Origin of the sequence: Dorea sp. AM13-35 (genome assembly GCF_003473885.1) — a bacterium.
Lineage (GTDB): Bacteria > Bacillota > Clostridia > Lachnospirales > Lachnospiraceae > Dorea_D > Dorea_D hominis.
Genome location: NZ_QUCZ01000002.1, coordinates 169,281 through 189,880, shown reverse-complemented (window position 1 = coordinate 189,880; position 20,600 = coordinate 169,281). Strand labels below are relative to the sequence as shown.

18 protein-coding genes are annotated in these 20,600 nt (G+C 43.2%); 14 read left to right on the top strand and 4 right to left on the bottom strand.

Annotated features, from left to right (window positions below):
• Positions 1-65: 65 nt before the first annotated feature.
• Entirely contained in the window at positions 66-800 is a 735-nt protein-coding gene (locus tag DW152_RS03840) for a lysophospholipid acyltransferase family protein (RefSeq protein WP_118287991.1), read from the bottom strand.
• A 28-nt stretch (positions 801-828) separates the two neighbouring features.
• Positions 829-2,364 (bottom strand): 4-alpha-glucanotransferase, encoded by a 1,536-nt coding sequence (gene malQ / locus DW152_RS03835; RefSeq protein WP_279209072.1) that lies wholly within the window; start codon positions 2,362-2,364, stop codon positions 829-831.
• Between the two features lie 132 nt (positions 2,365-2,496).
• On the opposite strand from malQ, the gene DW152_RS03830 reads away from it, so the two are divergent.
• From DW152_RS03830 to DW152_RS03770, 12 genes are all read left to right on the top strand, one after another.
• Complete coding sequence (locus DW152_RS03830; RefSeq protein ID WP_118287989.1) at positions 2,497-2,904, top strand: protease complex subunit PrcB family protein; 408 nt, start codon at positions 2,497-2,499, stop codon at positions 2,902-2,904.
• A gap of 226 nt (positions 2,905-3,130) precedes the next feature.
• Positions 3,131-4,747: a DUF3794 and LysM peptidoglycan-binding domain-containing protein gene (locus DW152_RS03820; RefSeq protein ID WP_021859675.1), complete on the top strand. Its 1,617-nt coding sequence runs from the start codon at positions 3,131-3,133 to the stop codon at positions 4,745-4,747.
• Positions 4,748-4,802: 55 nt separating this feature from the next.
• A complete protein-coding gene (gene ispE / locus DW152_RS03815) occupies positions 4,803-5,681 on the top strand; it encodes a 4-(cytidine 5'-diphospho)-2-C-methyl-D-erythritol kinase (RefSeq protein WP_118287987.1) in 879 nt (292 codons plus the stop codon).
• Positions 5,678-6,358: a GntR family transcriptional regulator gene (locus DW152_RS03810; RefSeq protein ID WP_021859677.1), complete on the top strand. Its 681-nt coding sequence runs from the start codon at positions 5,678-5,680 to the stop codon at positions 6,356-6,358. The genes ispE and DW152_RS03810 overlap by 4 nt, the downstream gene beginning before the upstream one ends.
• Positions 6,359-6,434: 76 nt before the next feature.
• A complete protein-coding gene (locus tag DW152_RS03805) occupies positions 6,435-7,157 on the top strand; it encodes a stage II sporulation protein R (RefSeq protein WP_243059773.1) in 723 nt (240 codons plus the stop codon).
• A gap of 17 nt (positions 7,158-7,174) precedes the next feature.
• Positions 7,175-8,359, top strand: a complete 1,185-nt coding sequence (locus DW152_RS03800; RefSeq protein WP_118287986.1) for a cation diffusion facilitator family transporter — start codon at positions 7,175-7,177, stop codon at positions 8,357-8,359.
• Positions 8,346-9,062, top strand: coding sequence for an acyl-[acyl-carrier-protein] thioesterase (locus tag DW152_RS03795; protein WP_021859680.1), 717 nt, complete (start codon positions 8,346-8,348; stop codon positions 9,060-9,062). Before DW152_RS03800 ends, DW152_RS03795 begins: the two co-directional genes overlap by 14 nt.
• Positions 9,063-9,074: 12 nt before the next feature.
• Positions 9,075-9,914 carry a CvfB family protein gene (locus tag DW152_RS03790; protein WP_118287985.1) on the top strand — a complete coding sequence of 280 codons (840 nt, stop codon included), beginning with the start codon at positions 9,075-9,077 and terminating at the stop codon, positions 9,912-9,914.
• 93 nt (positions 9,915-10,007) lie between these two features.
• Positions 10,008-10,241: a hypothetical protein gene (locus tag DW152_RS03785; protein ID WP_021859682.1), complete on the top strand. Its 234-nt coding sequence runs from the start codon at positions 10,008-10,010 to the stop codon at positions 10,239-10,241.
• Positions 10,242-10,570: 329 nt separating this feature from the next.
• Positions 10,571-14,044 (top strand): DNA polymerase III subunit alpha, encoded by a 3,474-nt coding sequence (locus DW152_RS03780; protein WP_118287984.1) that lies wholly within the window; start codon positions 10,571-10,573, stop codon positions 14,042-14,044.
• 74 nt (positions 14,045-14,118) lie between these two features.
• Complete coding sequence (gene pfkA / locus DW152_RS03775; protein WP_021859684.1) at positions 14,119-15,096, top strand: 6-phosphofructokinase; 978 nt, start codon at positions 14,119-14,121, stop codon at positions 15,094-15,096.
• An 18-nt stretch (positions 15,097-15,114) separates the two neighbouring features.
• Entirely contained in the window at positions 15,115-15,552 is a 438-nt protein-coding gene (locus tag DW152_RS03770) for a DUF1934 domain-containing protein (protein WP_118288053.1), read from the top strand.
• Between the two features lie 49 nt (positions 15,553-15,601).
• On the opposite strand, the gene DW152_RS03765 is transcribed toward DW152_RS03770, so the two are convergent.
• The gene (locus tag DW152_RS03765; protein WP_021859686.1) at positions 15,602-16,042 is read right to left on the bottom strand and encodes a hypothetical protein; all 441 of its coding nucleotides are present in this window, start codon (positions 16,040-16,042) and stop codon (positions 15,602-15,604) included.
• A 162-nt stretch (positions 16,043-16,204) separates the two neighbouring features.
• On the opposite strand from DW152_RS03765, the gene cls reads away from it, so the two are divergent.
• Together cls and tig are read left to right on the top strand one after the other, a co-directional pair.
• The gene (cls, locus tag DW152_RS03760) at positions 16,205-17,632 is read left to right on the top strand and encodes a cardiolipin synthase (protein WP_442873189.1); all 1,428 of its coding nucleotides are present in this window, start codon (positions 16,205-16,207) and stop codon (positions 17,630-17,632) included.
• Between the two features lie 143 nt (positions 17,633-17,775).
• The gene (gene tig, locus DW152_RS03755) at positions 17,776-18,876 is read left to right on the top strand and encodes a trigger factor (protein ID WP_118287982.1); all 1,101 of its coding nucleotides are present in this window, start codon (positions 17,776-17,778) and stop codon (positions 18,874-18,876) included.
• 172 nt (positions 18,877-19,048) lie between these two features.
• On the opposite strand, the gene DW152_RS03750 is transcribed toward tig, so the two are convergent.
• Positions 19,049-20,377 (bottom strand): hypothetical protein, encoded by a 1,329-nt coding sequence (locus DW152_RS03750; RefSeq protein ID WP_118287981.1) that lies wholly within the window; start codon positions 20,375-20,377, stop codon positions 19,049-19,051.
• Positions 20,378-20,600: the final 223 nt, after the last annotated feature.

Below are 20,600 nucleotides of genomic sequence, written 5' to 3'. Positions count from 1 at the left end.
TATAAATTCCGTTCCATTATAGCACTTACAGAGAAAAAAGTAAAAGAAAAAAGAAAAGCCAGGCATTAGAGTAATGCCTGGTTCTTCTTAATGGTATCTTCAATAATCTTCTGACAGTTCTGTGAGAGCTGTTTTTTCTGTTCACGGTCCAGATCTTTTGCATAGATCGGCTTGCCATATTCGATGATGACGTGGGTCTTCTTAATGCGCGGGAACTGTTTCTCGAAAATCGAGATTGTGTTATTCATGCTGATCGGTACGATTGGACAACCACTTTTCTCAGCAATTTTAAAAGAGCCGCTGTGGAATGGAAGAACACTTAACTCTTCGCCGGTATTTCTCGTACCTTCCGGGAAAATGCAGATGGAGATTCCGCTTTTTACGTATTCAATTGCTTTGAGGATGGTCTTTAGTCCCTCTTTCGGGTTGTCACGGTCAAGGAAGAGGCAATAAAGGCGCTTCATCCATGTGCGGAGCAGAGGATAGCTCATCATTTCCTTTTTGGCAATGTATCCGGTGCGGCGTTTGCATCGGGAGTAAGTCAGAAGAATGTCAAAATAACTTCTGTGATTGCCAATGAAAAGTACCGGCTCATCCGGGATCCTTTCTTCGCCGATTACAGTGATCTCAGTTCCTGCAATCTTAAGCATAAATCGGAATGCAGCCTGCACCATGCGCAGACATTGATAATCGGCAGCTTCCTGATTAAATTTGCTGATGATCCATTCGATACCCAGTACCGGGATTCCGAGGATCAGATATAAAAATAAAGTAATGACTACCAAAATAAATCTAAACATTTGTATATCCTTTCTTTGCCTGGGGCGCTTAATCAAAGCGTCCATATAATAAGGTAAGTTCACGAAGGGTATCTGCGTATTCCGGTTTCAGATCTTGTGCACGGAAACGCCAGCTCCAGTTGCCGGCGGCTTTTCCCGGCGTATTCATACGTCCTTCATCTCCGCAGAATAAAAGATCCTGCAGCGGATAGATCGCATAAGTGGCAATGCTGGAAAGCGCTGCCTTTATCAGCCCATAACCGATATTCTTCTCATCGGTTGTTCCGGTGTAAGCACAGACTTTTTTGCGGCAATGTTCCGGTAATGTCTCGTACCAGGAAAGTGTTGTAGCATTGTCGTGTGTTCCGGTGTAGCAGACGCAGACCGGAGATTCAAAACGGTGTGGCAGGTATGCATTTTCGTCGGTAGAATCAAAAGCAAACTGCAGAACCTTCATGCCCGGGAATCCGAAATGTTCACGAAGCGCATTTACCTCATCCGTAATGATACCGAGATCTTCTGCAATGATCGGCAGATCGTCGCCGAGTGCCTGGGAGATCGCATCAAAGAGATCCCAGCCCGGCACCTTCGCCCAGTGTCCGTTGACGGCAGTCGGTTCGCCGTAAGGGATAGACCAGCATGCGTCAAAGCCACGGAAATGGTCGATACGCAGGATGTCCAGATTCTTAAGCTGTGTGCGGATACGCGAGATCCACCAGGAGAAATTGCTGTTCTTATGTGCATCCCATGCATAGAGCGGATTGCCCCAGAGTTGCCCGGTTGCAGAAAAATAATCCGGCGGAACTCCCGCAACAGAGAGCGGATATCCTTTCTCGTCCAGGTGGAATAGTTCTTTATTTGCCCAGACATCTGCACTGTCCATGGATACGAAGATCGGGATATCGCCGATGATCTGGATGCCTTTCTCATTTGCATATGCTTTTAGTCTGCTCCATTCTGTGAAGAAGATAAACTGCAGAAATTTGTAATATCCGGCTTCTTTCTGCAAAAGCTGTTTTAATTCCTCTTTGTATTCCGGGGATGGGCTGCGGTACATATCCGGCCAGTCCAGCCAGCTCCTTCCGTCATTGGCGTCTTTGCAGGCGAGGAAAAGCGCATAATCTTCCAGCCAGAAAGCTTCCTTCTGACAGAAGCACGCGAAATCCTGCTTTAGCGGATCGCCCCCGTCTCTTTCGTAAAAACGGTTGTATGCAAGGCGGAAAATGCTGTGTTTCCACGGAATGACCGTTCCGTAGTCTACCTGTGCGCTGTCTCCGGCAGGTGCATCTTTCAGTTCATGGTCGAATAAAAGTCCCAGTTCTTTCAAATGATCCGGGCTTATAAGAAGCGGCTGCCCGGCGAAGGCAGAGAAACTCTGATACGGAGAATCTCCGAAACCTGTATGTGTTAGTGGAAGGATTTGCCAGAGTTTCTGTCCGGCGGCTTCCAGAAAATCAACAAAATGGTATGCCGTATGTCCAAGATCTCCGATCCCATATGGAGAAGGAAGTGATGTCGGATGCAGAAGAACACCCGCCTGTCGTCTGTATTGTTTCATAATTAAGTACTCCTTAGTCTGTTTCAATAAAATTCAGCTGTTTGTGTGAATGTACAAAAGCACATTTTTATGGCAACACTTTTATAAGTATACACTAAAATTGGTATTTTTCATAGGTTCACTGTGTATGATATTAAAGAGAAATTGCAGGGTGAGTGTATGCGGAAGTGGTTGTTGTGTGCAGGACTTGTTCTCTGTCTGTGGATATTGTGTGGCTGTTCGATCCGGAAAGTGGATGACACGCAGAAAAGAAAGGTCGTATATGAAAATGTCCGGAGAGAGGAAATACCGGAAGAATGTAAGAAATGGATTGAAGAAAAGAAACAGGAACCATTTACCCTGACATACGAAGATCAGGGCAGTCTGTATCTGTTCTGCGGGTATGGAAGAAAAAAACAGGACGGTTACCGGGTGAAGGTTGTAAAGATAGAAGAAACTTCCAATACAATTTTCTTTCAGACAGAACTTGTCGGTCCGAAAAGAGGAACCGTAAGAAAAAAGAAGGAGACCTATCCGTACTGCGTGGTGAAAATGAAAGCAGGCGGGAAGATGGTGGTATTTGAATGATACCAGGGGTTCAGGTCTGCAGCCATATGCGCTTGCGCATGAGTGGATGCAGGACCTTGAACCCCGCCCACAACATGAGCATAAAAGTGGGATTTCAATCTCACGATATGCGAATGATGGGGGGAGGATTGTGAGAGTGCACAGCACGGAACAATCCGTGGGTATCATAAAGGATGGTTATAGCTTGATGAAAAACAATAAATAACAGGAAAGTGAGGTTGTCAAAATGGAGCAAAAAGATTATGAAACTCTGACATGCGAGACGCAGGAATTTAGGGGATACAGCCAGGGAAAAACGATTGTAGATCAGTTTTATGTGGATCAGGACTATAACGTGCCGGATGCCAAAAGTGATGTGCAGCGTGTGATCCTGAATGAAGGTACATTGCGCATCGAAGAGCAGAAAATTGTGGACAATTACATACGGATCAGCGGAAAGATACAGTTTCGCATGCTTTATGTGACGGATGACTCTGAGAAACGGCTGTCATCTCTGGAAGGAAGATTTCCATTTGAGGAGCTGGTTTATGCAGAGAAAGTGCCGGAGGGCAGTTTATTTATCAAGAGTTCACAGACGGAACTTACCGTAACGGTGATCCATTCAAGAAAGCTCGGAATCAAAGCACTCGTAGAATTACAGGTTTGTTCGGAACAGCAGAAAGAAGAACATCTGACAAGCGATATTTACAGAGAAGGAAGACGAGGGGAAGAAGGCAGCGAATACGCAGACGGACTGTGCAGAAAGAAGAGACAGGAGACACTTCTGAAAATGCATACGATGAAGCGTGATACATACCGGATCAAAGAAGAAGTACAGATTGGCGGGACAAAAGAAAATATCGGCACATTACTGTGGACTGAAGTCACTCCGGGAAAACTGGACACAAGGATTGGGGAGGAAGTACTTCTGCTGCAGGGTGAAATGCTTGTGTTCTGTTTTTATGAATCGCCGGATGGAAGGCTGGACTGGATAGAGCAGACGGTGGCATATGAAGGAAAGATTCCGTGTTATGGAGCAAAAGATTCCATGTATCACCAATTGTATCCGGTATTTACAGATGTGGCAGTGGAATCGCGCATGGACGAGGAAGGAGAAGTAAGAATTCTTGGCGTGGAAGCAACGCTGGATATGCGGCTGATCGTCTATGAAGAAGTAGAAATGGATGTGCTGGAGGATGCCTATGCGCTGGATGGTGAGTGTGAGATCAAATATAAGGACTGTCCGTGCGAAAAATTACTGATGCAGAATCATACCAAATGTAAAGTGACAGAGAAGCTGACACTTCCGGAGATTAAAGAAGATATTTTACAGATTTGCCACAGCACAGGAAGAGTGGAAGTGGAGAGTACACAGATTACAGAGAAAGGAATCGAAGTGGAAGGTGTATTGCATATCCAGTTTCTTTATATCAAATCAGACGATGAAATCCCGTTTGATGTATGGCAGGGAATGGTTCCGTTTACTGCATTTCTGGAAAGTAATGAGACGAACGATCGGATGCAGGTAGATCTGACGTGGTGCATCGAACAGTTAAATGTCGGACTGCTTGGAAATGCAGAAGTAGAAGTAAAAGCAGTACTTGCATTTCACGGATTCCTGAAAGAAGAAGTGAAAATACGCTGCCCGCAGGAAATGATCTGTCTCCCGTTTGATGCAGAAAAACTGGAAAAACAGCCGGGAATCGTAGGCTACATCGTAAAAGAAGGAGATACGCTCTGGGATCTCGCAAAGCGTTACGGCACAACCGGAGAGAGGATTCTTGAGATGAATGACTGTGAAAAGAATGGACTGAAATCTGGGGATAAAATATTGATTTTTAAGGAAAGTTTAAGTATACTGTAGGTGAATTGTATACAAGATACAAGGTACAGGGTAAAAAGTACAAGGAGAACAAAAGATGGACAGATTAGAACTGAAAGCACTTGGAAAAATTAATCTTGGTCTGGATGTGCTGGGAAGACGGGAGAATGGCTACCATGACGTGCGTATGGTTATGCAGACCGTTTATCTCTATGACCGTATTATTATGAAGAAGAGTAAGACACCGGGGATCAGACTTGAGACGAATCTCTATTATCTTCCGGTAAATGAGAATAATCTGGCTTATCAGGCTGCACAGATGCTGATGGACGAATTTCATATGGAAGAAGGTGTTTCCATACAATTGGATAAACACATTCCGGTGGCAGCAGGCATGGCAGGCGGAAGCTCGAATGCGGCAGCAGTTCTTTTTGGAATGAACCGGATGTTTTCACTTGGCCTGAGTCAGAAAGAACTGATGGAACGAGGTGTTAAGCTCGGTGCAGATGTTCCGTACTGTATTATGCGCGGAACCGTGCTGGCAGAAGGAATCGGAGAGATTCTGACACCATTATCCCCGATGCCGAAATGCTATGTTCTTATTGCAAAACCGGCAATAAGTGTATCGACGAAGATGGTCTATGAGAAACTGGATTCTCACGAAATCGAAGATCATCCGGATATCGACGGTATTTTAGCAGGATTAAAAGCCGGAGATCTGAAGAAAGTTGCAGGCAGCATGGGCAATGTACTGGAGCGTGTAACTGTGGATGCTTATCCGGTGATCGACCAGATTAAGAAAATGATGATAAAAGAGGGCGCGCTGAACGCTATGATGAGCGGAAGCGGACCGACTGTATTTGGAATCTTTGAAGAGAAAGCAACGGCAAGAAAAGCTGCCGATGCGATCCGGGATGCGAGACTGACAAAACAGGTTTATGTGACGAATATACACAATGCAAGGAGAAAAAGATGAAAGAACCGAAATTTAATGTGACAATGAATGAATATCTGCCTCTGCGTGATGTTGTATTTAATACATTAAGACAGGCAATTCTGCGCGGAGAGCTGAAACCGGGCGAGCGTCTGATGGAGATCCAGCTCGCAAATAAGCTTGGCGTCAGCCGTACACCGATCCGTGAGGCGCTTAGAAAGCTGGAGCTGGAAGGTCTGGTAAATATGGTGCCGCGAAAAGGTGCCGAAGTTGCAGACATTACAGAGAAGAGTTTGCGCGATGTACTGGAAGTAAGAAAAGCGCTGGAAGAATTATCCGTACAGCTTGCGTGTGAGAAGATCACAGAGGAAGAGATCGAGGAACTGAAACGGGTAGCAGAGCGATTTAAAGATACACTGGATGATCAGGATGTAACAAAGATCGCGGAAGCGGATGTGGCATTTCACGATGTTATTTATACAGCAACAGATAATCAGAAGCTGATTCTGCTGCTTAACAATCTGCGTGAGCAGATGTATCGTTACCGGGTGGAATATCTGAAAAAAGAAGAAGCATATCCGCAGCTTATCGCAGAGCATGAAGAACTGATCGATAATATTTCAAAGAGAAATAAAGAAGAAGCAACCCGCATCATGTGCGAACATATCGACAATCAGGTTGCAACCGTGATCAATGTTATTCACACAAAAAAAGTTTAAAAGGATTTGAAAATATTTGTATAAATTCCTGTGAAATGTGAAGACTCCCAATAAAAGAAAGGAGTACATAGAACAGGTGAGATATATAAATATAAAAACTTATAGAATTCAGAAGGCAGTCTGTGTTATACTGAGCGTCTGCGCCGCATGTCTTTTATTTTATGTGTTGTGTAACTGTGAAGAAATCAGGGCGCAGAGAGCAATTGATAAGACGCAGCAAAAACTTGCAAAAGAAGTATTGAGATTTCATGTTCTGGCGAACAGCGATAGCAACGAAGACCAGAAAGTGAAAAGGCAGGTCCGGGATGCCGTGCTTGTATACAGAAGCCGGTTACTGAAAAGCGATGGAAATAAAGATACATCTGCAGATGCTGACAGCATGGAACAGGAAGTATCAAGAGCAGAGGCAGAGCGACTTGTGAGGGAGTATTTGCCGGAATTTGAGCAGGAAGTAAACCGGGTGCTTAAAAAAGCGGGTGTAAATTACCGTGCGAAGGCAGTGCTGGCAGATGTCTATTTCCCGGAGAAATACTATGGAAATATCTGCTTCCCGAAGGGATGGTACCGGGCATTAGAGATAAGACTTGGGAAAGCCACAGGGCATAACTGGTGGTGTGTGCTGTATCCGAGCATGTGTTTTACAGAGGCGGTCTGTGTGACACCGGATGAAAAAGGCAGAGAGAACTTAAGAGAAATGCTGGATGCAGATGCGTATGAACTGGTGACGAAGCCGGAAAAGTTCCGGTTAAAAAGCTATTTTTTCGGTGAGAAGCTGAACCGGTGGCTGGCAGACAGATAGATAGAGGAGGAAATGTCATGACAGAGTTTCTGATTAGACATTTTGTAGAAAATTATGAAGATGTGGAAAAGGTGTCTGTGCGGACAGCATATGGAGTGCTGGCGAGTGTCACGGGCATCTTTTGCAATCTTTTTTTATTCGGACTGAAATGGTGTATCGGATTTTTCCTGCACAGTATTTCCATTATGGCAGATGCATTTAATAACCTGTCGGATGCAGGCTCATCCATCATCAGTCTGGTTGGAGTGAAGATTGCAGAGAGACCGGCAGATGAAGAGCATCCGTTCGGACATGGGAGAGTGGAATATATTGCGGCGCTGGTCGTCGCATTTCTTGTGCTGGAAGTCGGATTTACATTTTTTAAAGATGCCATTTCTAAAATAAGACATCCACAGGAAATGCGATTCCAGTTATTTTCGGTAGTCGTATTGATCCTGTCCGTTGCGGTCAAGTTGTGGATGAGCTATTTTAATAAGAAATTGGGAAAAAGGATAGATTCCAAAGTGATGATGGCGGTGTCGGCAGATGCGATCGGCGATGTCATTACGACATCGGCAACGATATTTTCAGTTGTATTTTTAAAGCTGACCGGGTATAATATCGACGGATTTATAGGTCTGGGTGTATCCCTTGTCGTTATGTGGGCAGGTGTCGGTATCGCAAAAGATACGCTGGAGCCATTGATCGGTCAGGCAGTAGATCCGAAAGTTTATTTACAGATCACGAATTTTGTGGAAAAATATGACGGTGTAGTTGGCAGCCACGATTTGATCGTACATAATTACGGACCGGCAAAGAGTATGGCATCAATCCATGCGGAAGTGCCGAATAATGTGGATATTGAAGAATCTCATGCCGTCATTGACCGGATTGAGCGAGAAGCCATGAAGAAGATGGGACTTTTCCTTGTGATCCATATGGATCCGGTTGAGACAGAAGATAAAAAAGTGCTGGCGATCAAAAAAGATGCCGAAGAGATTATAAAAGAGATGGACAAGCGTGTCAGCATCCATGATTTCAGGGTAGTAGGAGGTAGGGATCATAAGAACCTGATCTTTGATATGGTGATTCCTTACGAATATGATAAAGAGAAACAAAATGACTTAAGAGAAGAGTTTGCTCGCAGACTCCGGGAAAAAAATGACCGGTATCATGCAGTGATCACAATGGAAAGGAGCTATGTGGCAAGTGCAGCAGAATAATCATTATACATTTGACAGCAAGGTGCGGTTCAGCGAAGTCGATCATACCGGCCGTATTACCTTACCGGGGATTATCAACTATTTCCAGGACTGCAGTACATTCCAGTCGGAAAGTATCGGACTTGGCGTGGACTATTTTGCGGAACATAACAGAGCCTGGATACTAACTTACTGGCAGGTCGTGATCGAAGAATATCCGCGGCTTGCGCAGGAGATTAATATAGCGACATGGGCGACAGAATTTAAAAGCATGTTGGGAAAGCGTAATTTCTGCATGACAGATACAGAAGGAAAGAAACTTGCATATGCCAATTCTGTCTGGGCATATATGGATATGAAAAAAGGACGCCCGGTGCGGCCGTCCGCAGAAGAAGTAGACCCGTACGGAAGCGGAGAGCCACTGGAGATGGATTATCAGCCAAGGAAGATAAAACTTCCGGAGAGTGCGGTAAAAAAAGAGCCGTTTGCAGTGCGAAAATATCATATCGATACGAACGAACATGTGAATAACTGTCAGTATGTACAGATGGCAATGGAATATATCGAACATACCGGGGATATCAGGCAGGTTCGTGTAGAATATAAAAATTCGGCAGTGTATGGAGATATCATTGTGCCGAAAGTGGCAGCAGAGGAAACAAGAACGGTAGTGGAGCTTTGTGATGAGTCGGATCGGATCTTTGCGACCGTTGAATTCAGCTAATAGGAGAAAAAGATGAATTTACAGAATGAATTAGGAAAAAGAAGAAGTTTAATGGTAGTAAAAATCGTAGATTTCGGTGTATATCTCGGAACAAAAGATGAGAAGGTTCTGCTTCCGAAGAAAGAAGTGCCTGCCGGTATTGAAGTCGGAGATCCGATCGAAGTATTCTTATACAAAGATTCATCCGACCGTATCATTGCAACCACCCGCATACCAAAGCTGATGATGGGAGAAGTGAAGGTACTGGAAGTCGCTGACACAGCGAGAATCGGTGCATTTCTGGACTGGGGTCTGGAAAAAGACCTCCTGCTTCCGTTCCGCGAGCAGACAGCAAAAGTCTCCAAGAAAGACAAAGTATTAGTCGCTCTGTATGTGGACAAGAGCGGAAGACTGTGCGCAACGATGAAAGTGTATGATAAGCTCCGCACAGATGCGCCATACGAGAAAGACGCAGAAGTGAAAGGACGCATTTACGAGATCAGTGATAACTTTGGCGCGTTTGTCGCAGTAGATGATAAATATTCTGCGCTGATCCCGAAGAGAGAAGCGTACGGCAATCTGAAAGTCGGCATGGAAGTCGAGTGTCGCGTAACAAAAGTGCACGAAGACGGAAAACTAGATCTAAGTGTCAGAAAGAAAGCGTTTGAGCAGATGGATGATGATGCAGTCATGATTCTGGGCTATGTAGAAAAAAATGGTGGAAGTATTCCATTTACTGACAAATCTGATCCTGAAAAAATCAAGGAAACTTTTGGAATTAGTAAAAATGCATTCAAAAGAGCAGTTGGCAGATTATTTAAAGAGCATAAGATACAAATTAAGGAGAATGGAATTGAACTTGCGAAAAAATAGGTTCTTGAAATCCTAAAAAAATAAGGTATAATTAGTAGCGTGAGAAAAAGAAAAGAGCTTATCAAGCGTGAATAATGGAAGGAGAGCAATAGAATGAAAGTACAGAATATCAAAGACATCGACGCATTTTTTAAGACAGTTGACGATTGTTCAGGAAGAGTTGAATTAGTAACAGGAGAAGGAGACAGACTGAACCTGAAATCTAAATTATCTCAGTATGTTTCTATGGCAAACATCTTCTCAGGCGGAGAGATCCCGGAGCTTGAGATCATCGCTTATGAGCCGGAAGATACAGACAGACTGATCAAATTCATGATGAACAACTAATTAGAATCAGGTCGCAAAGAGATATGAGAAGGCAGATGGCAGGATATGCTATCTGCCTTCTTGCGTGTATAGGCTTCAGAGAAAGCTGACGTTACAACGTGCACTAATGTTATGCAGATTATGATTATGAAAAATTTAGTTCGGGATAACAAAAAACGCTATCATGGGTGGAAATGTGGTATAATATTCGAGATACCGGGGGCAAAAGCCTGAAACCACTATGTGCAGGCACATGAGTGGTTTTATGGAACAATTCGTATGGTATCTTAACAAAATGAAGAAATATAAGAATACATAAATTATAAAATAAAAAGGAGTCGGAATAGATTATGAGTTTTGCGCATCTGCATGTCCATACGGAGTTCAGTCTGCTGGATGGTTCCAATAAAATCAAAGAATGTGTTTCCAGAGTGAAAGAACTGGGAATGAACAGTGTGGCGATCACAGATCATGGAGTTATGTTCGGCGTGATCGATTTTTATCGTGCGGCAAAGGCAGCAGGGATCAAGCCAATCCTTGGATGTGAAGTGTATGTTGCGCCCGGCTCCCGTTTTGATAAAGAGGCAGTTGGCAATAATGATGACAGATATTATCATCTCGTACTTCTGGCAGAAAATGAGACCGGTTATTACAATTTAATGAAGATCGTATCCAGAGGATTTACAGAAGGCTACTATTATAAACCGCGTGTCGATATGGAACTATTGGAGCAATACCATGAGGGAATCATTGCTTTGAGTGCTTGCCTTGCAGGAGAAGTGCAGAAGAATATTCTCCGGGGAATGTATGGTGAGGCAAAGGCTGCAGCGTGCCGGTACAAAGATATTTTCGGAGAAGGAAATTTCTTTCTGGAACTGCAGGATCACGGAATGGAGGAGCAGAAACTGGTAAACCAGTCGCTGCTTCGTATGTCGCAGGAGACAGGAATTGAACTGGTGGCAACGAATGATATCCACTATACTTACGCAAACGATGTGAAGCCACATGACATCCTGCTCTGTATCCAGACTGGCAAGAAATTGGCAGATGAAGACCGTATGCGTTATGAAGGCGGGCAGTATTACATCAAGTCCGAAGAAGAGATGCGAAAATTATTTCCATATGCACAGGAAGCAATCGATAATACACAGAAGATTGCGGACCGTTGCAATGTGGAGATTGTATTTGGTGAGAAGAAGCTGCCGAAATATGATGTGCCGGATGGTTTTACTTCCTGGGAGTATTTGAATAAATTATGTTATGAAGGACTGGAAAGACGGTATCCGGGAGACGATCCGAAGATCCGTGAACGTCTGGAATACGAGCTTAGCGTTATTAAACGTATGGGGTATGTAGATTATTTCTTGATTGTATGGGATTTTATCAAATATGCAAGAGACCACGGCATCAGTGTCGGACCGGGACGAGGTTCGGCAGCCGGAAGTATTGTATCCTACTGTCTAGGTATTACAAGTATTGATCCGCTCCGGTATCAGCTCCTGTTTGAGCGTTTCCTGAATCCGGAACGTGTATCTATGCCGGATATTGACGTGGACTTTTGCTTTGAACGAAGACAGGAAGTCATTGATTATGTTGTGCGGAAATATGGAACTGACCGGGTGGTGCAGATCGTAACGTTCGGGACAATGGCGGCGCGCGGCGTTATCCGTGATGTAGGGCGTGTTATGGACCTTCCGTATGCATTTGTAGATGGAATCGCCAAAATGATCCCGAAAGAACTGAATATTACACTGGGGAAAGCATTACAGTCCAGTCCGGATTTCAAAAAAGCTTACGATAACGATCCGCAGGTAAAAGAGCTGATCGATATGTCCATGCGTCTGGAAGGACTTCCGAGACATACATCCATGCATGCAGCCGGCGTCGTGATCAGTCAGAAAGCAGTAGAAGAATACGTGCCGCTTTCGGTAGGTTCGGATGGTTCGGTTGTCACACAGTTTACAATGACAACGCTGGAAGAGCTGGGACTTCTGAAAATGGATTTCCTCGGTCTCCGGACGCTGACTGTTATTCAGGATGCAGTGCGCCTGGCAGAAAAGAGTTCCGGCAAAGAGATTGACATCAATGCGATTGATTATAACGATAAAAAAGTACTGGATTACATCGGAAGCGGCGAGACAGATGGTATATTCCAGTTGGAAAGTGGCGGTATGAAAGGGTTCATGAAGGAACTGAAACCACAGAATCTGGAAGACATTATCGCCGGTATCTCGCTGTACCGTCCGGGACCGATGGACTTCATTCCACAGTATATTAAGGGAAAGAACCATCCGGAGTCGATCACTTACGACTGCCCGCAGCTGGAACCGATCCTTGCGCCGACTTACGGCTGTATCGTATATCAGGAACAGGTTATGCAGATCGTACGTGATCTTGCCGGATTTACACTGGGACGAAGCGACCTTCTGCGCCGTGCCATGTCCAAGAAAAAGGGTGACGTGATGCAGAAAGAACGGCAGGCATTTGTCTACGGAGACGAAGAAGGCGGTGTGCCGGGCTGTATCGCAAATGGAATTGACGAGAAGACGGCAAATAAGATCTATGATGAGATGATTGATTTCGCCAAATATGCATTTAACAAGTCACATGCGGCGGCTTACGCAGTTGTATCTTATCAGACAGCCTGGTTAAAATATTATTATCCGGTAGAGTTTATGGCGGCGCTTATGACGTCTATGATCGATAATCCGCCGAAGGTTGCAGAATATATTTATAGCTGTCGTCAAATGGGAATCGAGATCCTGCCACCGGATATCAATGAAGGTGTCGGTAACTTTTCGGTACAGGACGGAAAAATCCGTTATGGCCTTGCGGCGATTAAGAGTATCGGTCGTCCGGTCATTGAATCAATCGTAAGAGAGCGGAATGAACGCGGAAAATTTAAGACACTGAAAGATTTTATCGAGCGCCTTTCCGGAAAAGAAGTGAATAAACGTACGATTGAAAGTTTTATCAAATCCGGTGCATTTGACGGGCTTGGAGGCACGAGAAAACAGTTCATGATCATTTATGTGCAGATTGTGGATCAGGTGAACCAGGAACGCAAATATTCCATGGCAGGACAGCTTTCGCTGTTTGATATGGTGGACGATGACCAGAAAGCAGAATTTGATATTCCATTGCCGAAGGTCGGAGAATATGAAAAAGAGACAAGGCTTGCATTTGAAAAAGAAGTGCTGGGCGTCTATCTGACTGGACATCCGATGGAAGAATACGAAGAAAAATGGAGAAAGAGTATTTCCAAAACGACGTTGGACTTCCAGCTTGATAAAGAAACCGGTGCAGCGAAAGTGCATGATGGCGCAAAAGAGATCATCGGAGGAATTATCGCGACGCTTGCCATTAAGTATACGAAGACCAATAAAACGATGGCGATCCTGACACTGGAAGATCTACTCGGAACAGTGGAAGTAGTCGTATTTCCGAGAGATTATGAAAAATACAAAGAATATCTGCAGGAAGAAAATAAAGTATTTATCCGCGGACGCGTATCGGAAGAAGATGACGCACCGAGCAAACTGATCTGCGAATCGGTAGTTCCATTTTCCCAGACACGCAAAGAACTGTGGCTCCAATATGCAGACAAAGATACATTTCTTGCACAGGAACAGATGCTCTATGATCTGATCGGAAACTCTGACGGAAGAGACGAAGTTGTCATTTACTGCAAGAAAGAACGTGTTGTAAAACGGCTTGGAAGGAACCGGAATGTACAGGTTGAAACTGGCTTATTAAGCAGGCTTAGGAACTATCTTGGCGACTCTTGCGTGAAAGTAATCGAAAAAAATATTGAAAACATTTGATAATTCATGTAAAATGGTGCACGGATGGATAAATTATATTAAAATAAGTAAGGATAAATGATGGAGGGATGATCATGGCAGACAAAACAATACGTACGATTGGTGTTCTTACCAGTGGTGGAGATGCACCGGGAATGAATGCGGCAATCCGTGCAGTAGTAAGAACAGCGTTGGGTAAAGGCCTGAAAGTCAGAGGAATCAGAAAAGGTTATCAGGGTCTTATGAACGAGGAAATTATTGACCTGTCAGCCAGAGACGTATCAGACATTATCGAGCGTGGAGGAACAATTCTCCAGACAGCACGCTGTAAAGAGATGCGTACAGAAGAAGGACAGCAGAAAGCAGCAGCTATCTGCAAAAAATATGGAATTGACGGACTGGTTGTAATCGGTGGAGACGGTTCCTTTGCAGGAGCACAGAAGCTTGCAAACTTAGGAATCAATACGATCGGACTCCCAGGAACAATCGACCTGGATATCGCATGTACCGAGTATACAATCGGATTTGATACAGCAGTTAATACTGCAATGGAAGCAATTGATAAAGTACGTGATACTTCTACTTCCCATGAGAGATGTTCTATTATCGAGGTTATGGGAAGAGATGCCGGATATCTGGCACTCTGGTGCGGTATTGCCAACGGAGCTGAGAAGATCCTGATGCCGGAAGAGCATGACTTTGATGAAGCAGCAATCATCAAAGACATTCAGGAGAGCAGAAAACGTGGCAAGAAGAACTATATCATCATCAATGCAGAAGGTATCGGAGATTCTATCAATATGGCGAAGAGAATCGAAGAAGCAACCGGTATGGAAACAAGAGCAACTGTTCTGGGACACATGCAGCGTGGTGGAAGCCCGACATGTAAAGACAGAGTGTATGCTTCTATTATGGGTTCAAAAGCAGTAGACCTTTTGCTGGAAGGAAAGTCAAACCGTGTCGTTGGTTACAAACATGGTGAGTACATTGATTTCGATATTGATGAAGCACTTGGAATGCATAAGAGTATCCCGCAGTATCAGTATGACATTGCAAAACAGCTTGCGCTGTAAGAGAATGAGATAAGAATGATGACGAAGGATGTATTATTAACAATTTCCGGTCTTCATTATGATGAATTTTCCGGTCGGGAGGATGACAACGAGCCAATCGAAGTCATCACCCCGGCTGCTTATTATCTCAAGAATAATAAGCATTACATTATATATGAAGAAGTTGTGGAAGGTATGCCGGGAAGTATTAAGAACAAGATACGGATATCCGGGGAAGATCAGCTTGAGATATTAAAGAGCGGTCTTTCAGGCACGCATATGGTATTTGAAAAAGACAAGATCCATATGACTCCGTATGAGACGCTGTATGGTGAGCTTCTCCTTGGCATATATACAAAGGATCTGAAAGTAGAAGAATCCGACGACCGGATCAATATCCGGATAAATTATGAGCTGGATATTAATGGCGATAAAGTTGCCGACAGTGAGATTAAGATGTGTGTAAAAGCAAAATAAAAAGGACAGGTCGGTAAAAGCCTGTCCTTTTTATAAAATCATTTTCATTTTACTTGTTTCTCAGTCTTGCGAAGAATCCCTTTTTCTTTTCCGGTGTTTCAAGCGGACCACGAAGTCCTTTGACACCTGTAATGTAAATACCACTGACTGTGGCTTTTACTTCTTTCTTAACAGGGATTGTAGGATAAACCTGAGCATCGCACATCAGAGTCATTACCTTCGGCCCAACCTTTGCTTTAACAACCGGTACTTTGGAACGGCGAAGATACTTCGGCGTGTTCTCCAGTACGATCGGCGGGAAACCTGCATCTTTGAGACGAATACGACCTTTATCAATAACCAGCATGGATACGGTCTGCTTAACAGCATCTAACTGTTCCTGCTGTTCGGCCTGCTTCTTCTCAGCTCTTTTCCCGAGGAAATATAATGCAATGCATGCAATGATTAAAACGACTAAGATCACTAATAAGACAATCGTTAATTTACTCACAGCGAACCTCCTAAAATCTGTTTTTCACGAAGTACATTGTATCATTCTTTTGACGCAAGTGCAAGAGATTTGAGATTTTAGCAGGGAACTTACATAACAGGGGAGGTGTTTAGAATGTTTATTGCGGCAGGTCATATGATCAGTGAAGCATATTTATGGCTGATGGATCATTTATTTATCATCAATCTCGTATTTTCAATTCTGATTATTTTCTTTCAAAGACGGGATCCGACGACCGTATGGGCATGGCTTCTGCTGCTTTATTTTTTGCCGGGACTTGGATTTATTCTCTACCTTGTATTAGGGCAGAATTTCCATAAAGACCGAATGTTCAAGATGAAAGAAATTGAGGGCGAGATCAAACATGCGGTGCGAAGGCAGGAAGAATCGATCTATCGGCGGAAGTTGAAGCTCCGTGATCCGGAACTGGAGCGTTTTAAGAGCCTGATTCTCTATAATCTGAACGAAGGGGAGGCGGTGCTTACCGATAATAACGATATCCGTGTGTATACAGACGGAAGGGAGAAATTTGATGCACTGTTATCCGAGATGGATCATGCGAGAAATTATATTCATTTGCAGTATTATATCATCAGGAATGATGAACTCTGGCAGGAAATGGAGGAAGTACTTTTAAGAAAAGCCAGACAGGGTGTGGAGATCCGAGTCCTTTTTGACAGTATGGGATGTCGTGGAATGAAGAACAGCGATTGGGATCGTCTGGAAAAAGCCGGCATTCAGGTGGCAGAATTTTTTCCGGCAGTATTAGGAAAACTGCAGCTTCGTGTGAATTACCGAAACCACCGGAAGATTGCAGTGATCGATGGAAGAATCGGCTTTGTCGGCGGATTTAATATTGGAAGAGAGTATCTGGGAAAAGATGAGAAATTCGGATACTGGAGAGATACCCACATTTGTATTGAAGGAGCGGCGGTCACTTCGCTTGCAGTCCGTTTTGCACTGGACTGGAATTATGCAGCGAGAGATAATATTTTTCTGGAGGATCATTTGTTTGAACTGCCGACTTATATCCGGAACGGGCGTGATCCGGTGCAGATCATTTCCAGCGGACCGGACTCACATAGTCAGGAGATCCGTAACAATTATCTGCGCCTGATCCATATGGCAAGAAAAAATATTTTTATACAGACGCCGTATTTCATACCAGATGATGATATCCGGGACGCGCTTATTATCGCAGCAAAATCCGGAATTGACGTGCGCGTGATGATCCCGTGTAAGCCGGATCACCCATTTGTATACTGGGCGACTTATTCTTACATCGGTGAGATGGTGGAGGCAGGCGTGCGATGTTTTACTTATGACAATGGATTCCTGCACAGCAAATGCCTGTGTATCGACGGCCTTGTCACCTGCATGGGAACTGCCAATATGGATATCCGTAGCTTTGCACTGAATTTTGAAGTAAATGCAGTAATCTATAGTGCAAGGACAACAAAACAGTTGGAAGACGCATTTGAAAATGATATGACAAAAAGCTCTCTTGTGACAAAGAAATCTTACGAGCAGAGAACGCTTTTGATCCGCTTCAAAGAGCAGTTCTGCAGGCTGTTGTCTCCGGTGCTTTAATTCGACAGGATAATGCCCGCCAACATAGCGTGTTCTGTGAAATAAATGTGAAAAGGGTAGGCATAAGGGGGAGAATGTGGTATAACATAATAAGGCTATGGGTTCGCATGTGCGAATGCGTAAATATATTTTCGAGGTGAACTATGAAAAAGAAAGCAGCAGTATTATTAACAGGAATTATGACGGCATCTCTTCTGTTGTCAGGATGTCAGAGCAGTAAAGGAATCGAGAATGACAACTTGAAGATTTCACAATACAAGGGTGTGGAAATTGATGAGGTAGACAAAGCTGATGATGTAACGGATAAGGACGTGACAGGTTTCATTGATTCTGTCCGGGAGTCTAATGCGAAGACAAAGACGATCAAGAATCGTGCAGTTAAGAAAGGTGACACCGTTACAATCGACTTCGTTGGTAAGATGAATGGCAAGAAATTCGACAACGGATCTGCAAATAACCAGAAGTTAAAGATCGGATCTAACACATTTATCGAGGGATTTGAAGACAGTATCATCGGACACAAAGTTGGGGACAAGTTCGTATGGAATGGAAAATTCCCAAAAAACTATTCCGAAGAGCTTGCAGGTAAGAAAGTTAGTTTTACAATTAAGGTAAAAGCAATCACAGAGTCCAAGACACCGGAACTGAATGATGCATTTGTTAAGAAAGTTTCAAGTAAATCCAAGACAGTTGCAGAGTATAAGAAAGAAGTAAAGAAAAAACTGGAGCAGGAAGCACAGGATACATATACAGAATCTGTTGAGAGTGGCGCATGGGAGAAAGTTCTGTCTAATACAAAAGTGAAGAAGTATGACGAGAAAGAACAGAAGAAGATGGAAAACGCATGGATCAGCCAGTACAAACAGTATGCAAAAGCTTACAACATGGATTATAGCAAGTTCCTTGAGCAGCAGATGGGTATGACAGAAGAAGAATTCAACAAACAGGTAAAAGCTGCTGTTAAAGATACGATGAAGCAGAACATGGTAACAGAAGCGATCGCAGACAAAGAGAACATCAAGATGAGCAAGAAAGACTACAATAAAGAGCTGAAAGCAATTGCCAAGAGTTATGGATACAGCTCTAATGTAGATGCGCTCAAGAAAGCATTTGAAGAGCAGGATCTGAAAGATGCGGCACTGAAGAATATAGTAAAAGAATGGCTTGGAAAGAACTGCGTTCAGGTTGCCAAGAAGTCCAGCGATTCAAAGAGCTCCAGTGATTCAAGCAGCTCAAGCAACTAATCGGACAGCTGCATAGAGCAAAATATGAGATTTAATTTCAATAATAAAAAACAGCGTCACAGGAATGATATTTAAATCGTTTCTGTGACGCTGTTTTTATATGATAGAAAATTACATTTTTTATTATATAAAAGCCTCCGGCGGGATAAGTGATTTACTGATCTCTTAAATACTATAATTTTAACCGGTAAACTTTAACCGGACGCCCCTTAGAAGTAGTTGACCTTGTGTGGGCAATAGTAGCGGCACCGCCATTTTCCAGATTGCGGAGAATGCGGTTTGCATTCCGGACAGTAACGCCCATATGGTCTGCCAGCTCATTTGTTGTAAGGTCGTATGAACCGGTCATTTTAATGATGGAGATTAGTTTCTGGATCGTTAATGTAGAGAGTTTGCAATTCTCTGCAATTTTAAAGATGTTATCCGAAAGATTTTGCGGAAAACTCGGAAGCTGTGAAGAACCGAGCGGTCCGACGAGCTGATTGGTCTCGTTCATCACAAAACTTCCATCTGTATTCCAGGATTCCCGCAGGGCATTTTCCGCATGCTTTTTCGCATCTGTAATATTTTTCCCGATTCCATAACCAACTGCGGCAGAGATGTCGTAATTTTTTTTCAACATTGCGATAATATATCCAACCTCGAAGTTTTTGGTAATCATGGCAACTACACGGTGAGTGGTATAAATGTAGTAAACGTTGGATTCTTTCTGCAAAATGGCGTCGATCAGAAACTCTTTCTTGATATTCTGAATAGCGTCTTCCAGTATTTGGTCAGTTTTATCAGAAACAGACGGTTCATGCGCAGCAATTGCGATTGCTGCAGGCAGATTCTCGCGGTATTTTTCCAGTCTGATCTGGGACAATAATTCCTTGATTTGGGATTCTAACTGGTCTTTTACAGGATAAAGAAAATAATAAGGAACTCCGTGTTCTTCTAATAAGGGGATTGTACTGCTGTAAGAGCAGAATACCATATCGATTTTATCCTGTTTCCAAAGATCGATAATTTTCAATGCAATATTCATTTCAATCATGGAAAAATCGCCGATTGTACTTTTATTTGCCCACTGATCCATCGTAAGTGCCAGATTATTTAAATTCAGTTTATGGATGAGATAATCAACAGAAGCATGTTCATAATTATCCGGTGATTGAATAATCGGAAGCATAAAGTCAAAAATACAGCGCTTTGGATCCAAATCACGGCGCTCAAGAAAAAATTTTACAAGAGCGTGGTAAAAGGAAATCATATCTGCGTGAAAAGATACAACCGGCTTTTTAAATTCTCCTACATGATGTTCGATTGCAGACAGGGCTGTTGTACCACTGACCATAAAACCGTCAGCAATGGTTTCGTATTTTTTATAGATATCTGCGATGTGTTCAAAATTTGTATAATCTGCGATTGTGACATCACATTCTTCTTTAAATTCTTCAAAAGCTTTTTCAACAAAAGGATGAAGATATGTACTCGTTATAATTACAATCTTTGTTTTCATGAAATTCTCCTTTCCTTCGTATATTTTACTGAAAAAATGCACATAATTCAAGGCGAAAAATTGTAAATTATAGCAAAAATCACAAGGAGCTATAGAAAAGTGTTGACTGATATATTGAATACGGCTATGATTATTCCATAAATATTCCATAAGTGTTCCGCAAATATTCTAAATATATTCTACAATTTAAAAATTAGAGTAAAGTATAAAAGAAAGATGCTAT

What these genes read in the sequence shown, in the direction of transcription:
- DW152_RS03800 (WP_118287986.1), top strand. Translation starts at nt 7,175, where the DNA reads ATGACAGAGTTTCTGATTAGACATTTTGTAGAAAATTATGAAGATGTG.
- tig (WP_118287982.1), top strand. Translation starts at nt 17,776, where the DNA reads ATGAAAAAGAAAGCAGCAGTATTATTAACAGGAATTATGACGGCATCT.
- DW152_RS03785 (WP_021859682.1), top strand. Translation starts at nt 10,008, where the DNA reads ATGAAAGTACAGAATATCAAAGACATCGACGCATTTTTTAAGACAGTT.
- DW152_RS03790 (WP_118287985.1), top strand. Translation starts at nt 9,075, where the DNA reads ATGAATTTACAGAATGAATTAGGAAAAAGAAGAAGTTTAATGGTAGTA.
- DW152_RS03750 (WP_118287981.1), bottom strand. Translation starts at nt 20,377, where the DNA reads ATGAAAACAAAGATTGTAATTATAACGAGTACATATCTTCATCCTTTT.
- DW152_RS03810 (WP_021859677.1), top strand. Translation starts at nt 5,678, where the DNA reads ATGAAAGAACCGAAATTTAATGTGACAATGAATGAATATCTGCCTCTG.
- DW152_RS03780 (WP_118287984.1), top strand. Translation starts at nt 10,571, where the DNA reads ATGAGTTTTGCGCATCTGCATGTCCATACGGAGTTCAGTCTGCTGGAT.
- DW152_RS03820 (WP_021859675.1), top strand. Translation starts at nt 3,131, where the DNA reads ATGGAGCAAAAAGATTATGAAACTCTGACATGCGAGACGCAGGAATTT.
- cls (WP_442873189.1), top strand. Translation starts at nt 16,205, where the DNA reads ATGGATCATTTATTTATCATCAATCTCGTATTTTCAATTCTGATTATT.
- DW152_RS03770 (WP_118288053.1), top strand. Translation starts at nt 15,115, where the DNA reads ATGACGAAGGATGTATTATTAACAATTTCCGGTCTTCATTATGATGAA.
- ispE (WP_118287987.1), top strand. Translation starts at nt 4,803, where the DNA reads ATGGACAGATTAGAACTGAAAGCACTTGGAAAAATTAATCTTGGTCTG.
- DW152_RS03830 (WP_118287989.1), top strand. Translation starts at nt 2,497, where the DNA reads ATGCGGAAGTGGTTGTTGTGTGCAGGACTTGTTCTCTGTCTGTGGATA.
- pfkA (WP_021859684.1), top strand. Translation starts at nt 14,119, where the DNA reads ATGGCAGACAAAACAATACGTACGATTGGTGTTCTTACCAGTGGTGGA.
- DW152_RS03840 (WP_118287991.1), bottom strand. Translation starts at nt 800, where the DNA reads ATGTTTAGATTTATTTTGGTAGTCATTACTTTATTTTTATATCTGATC.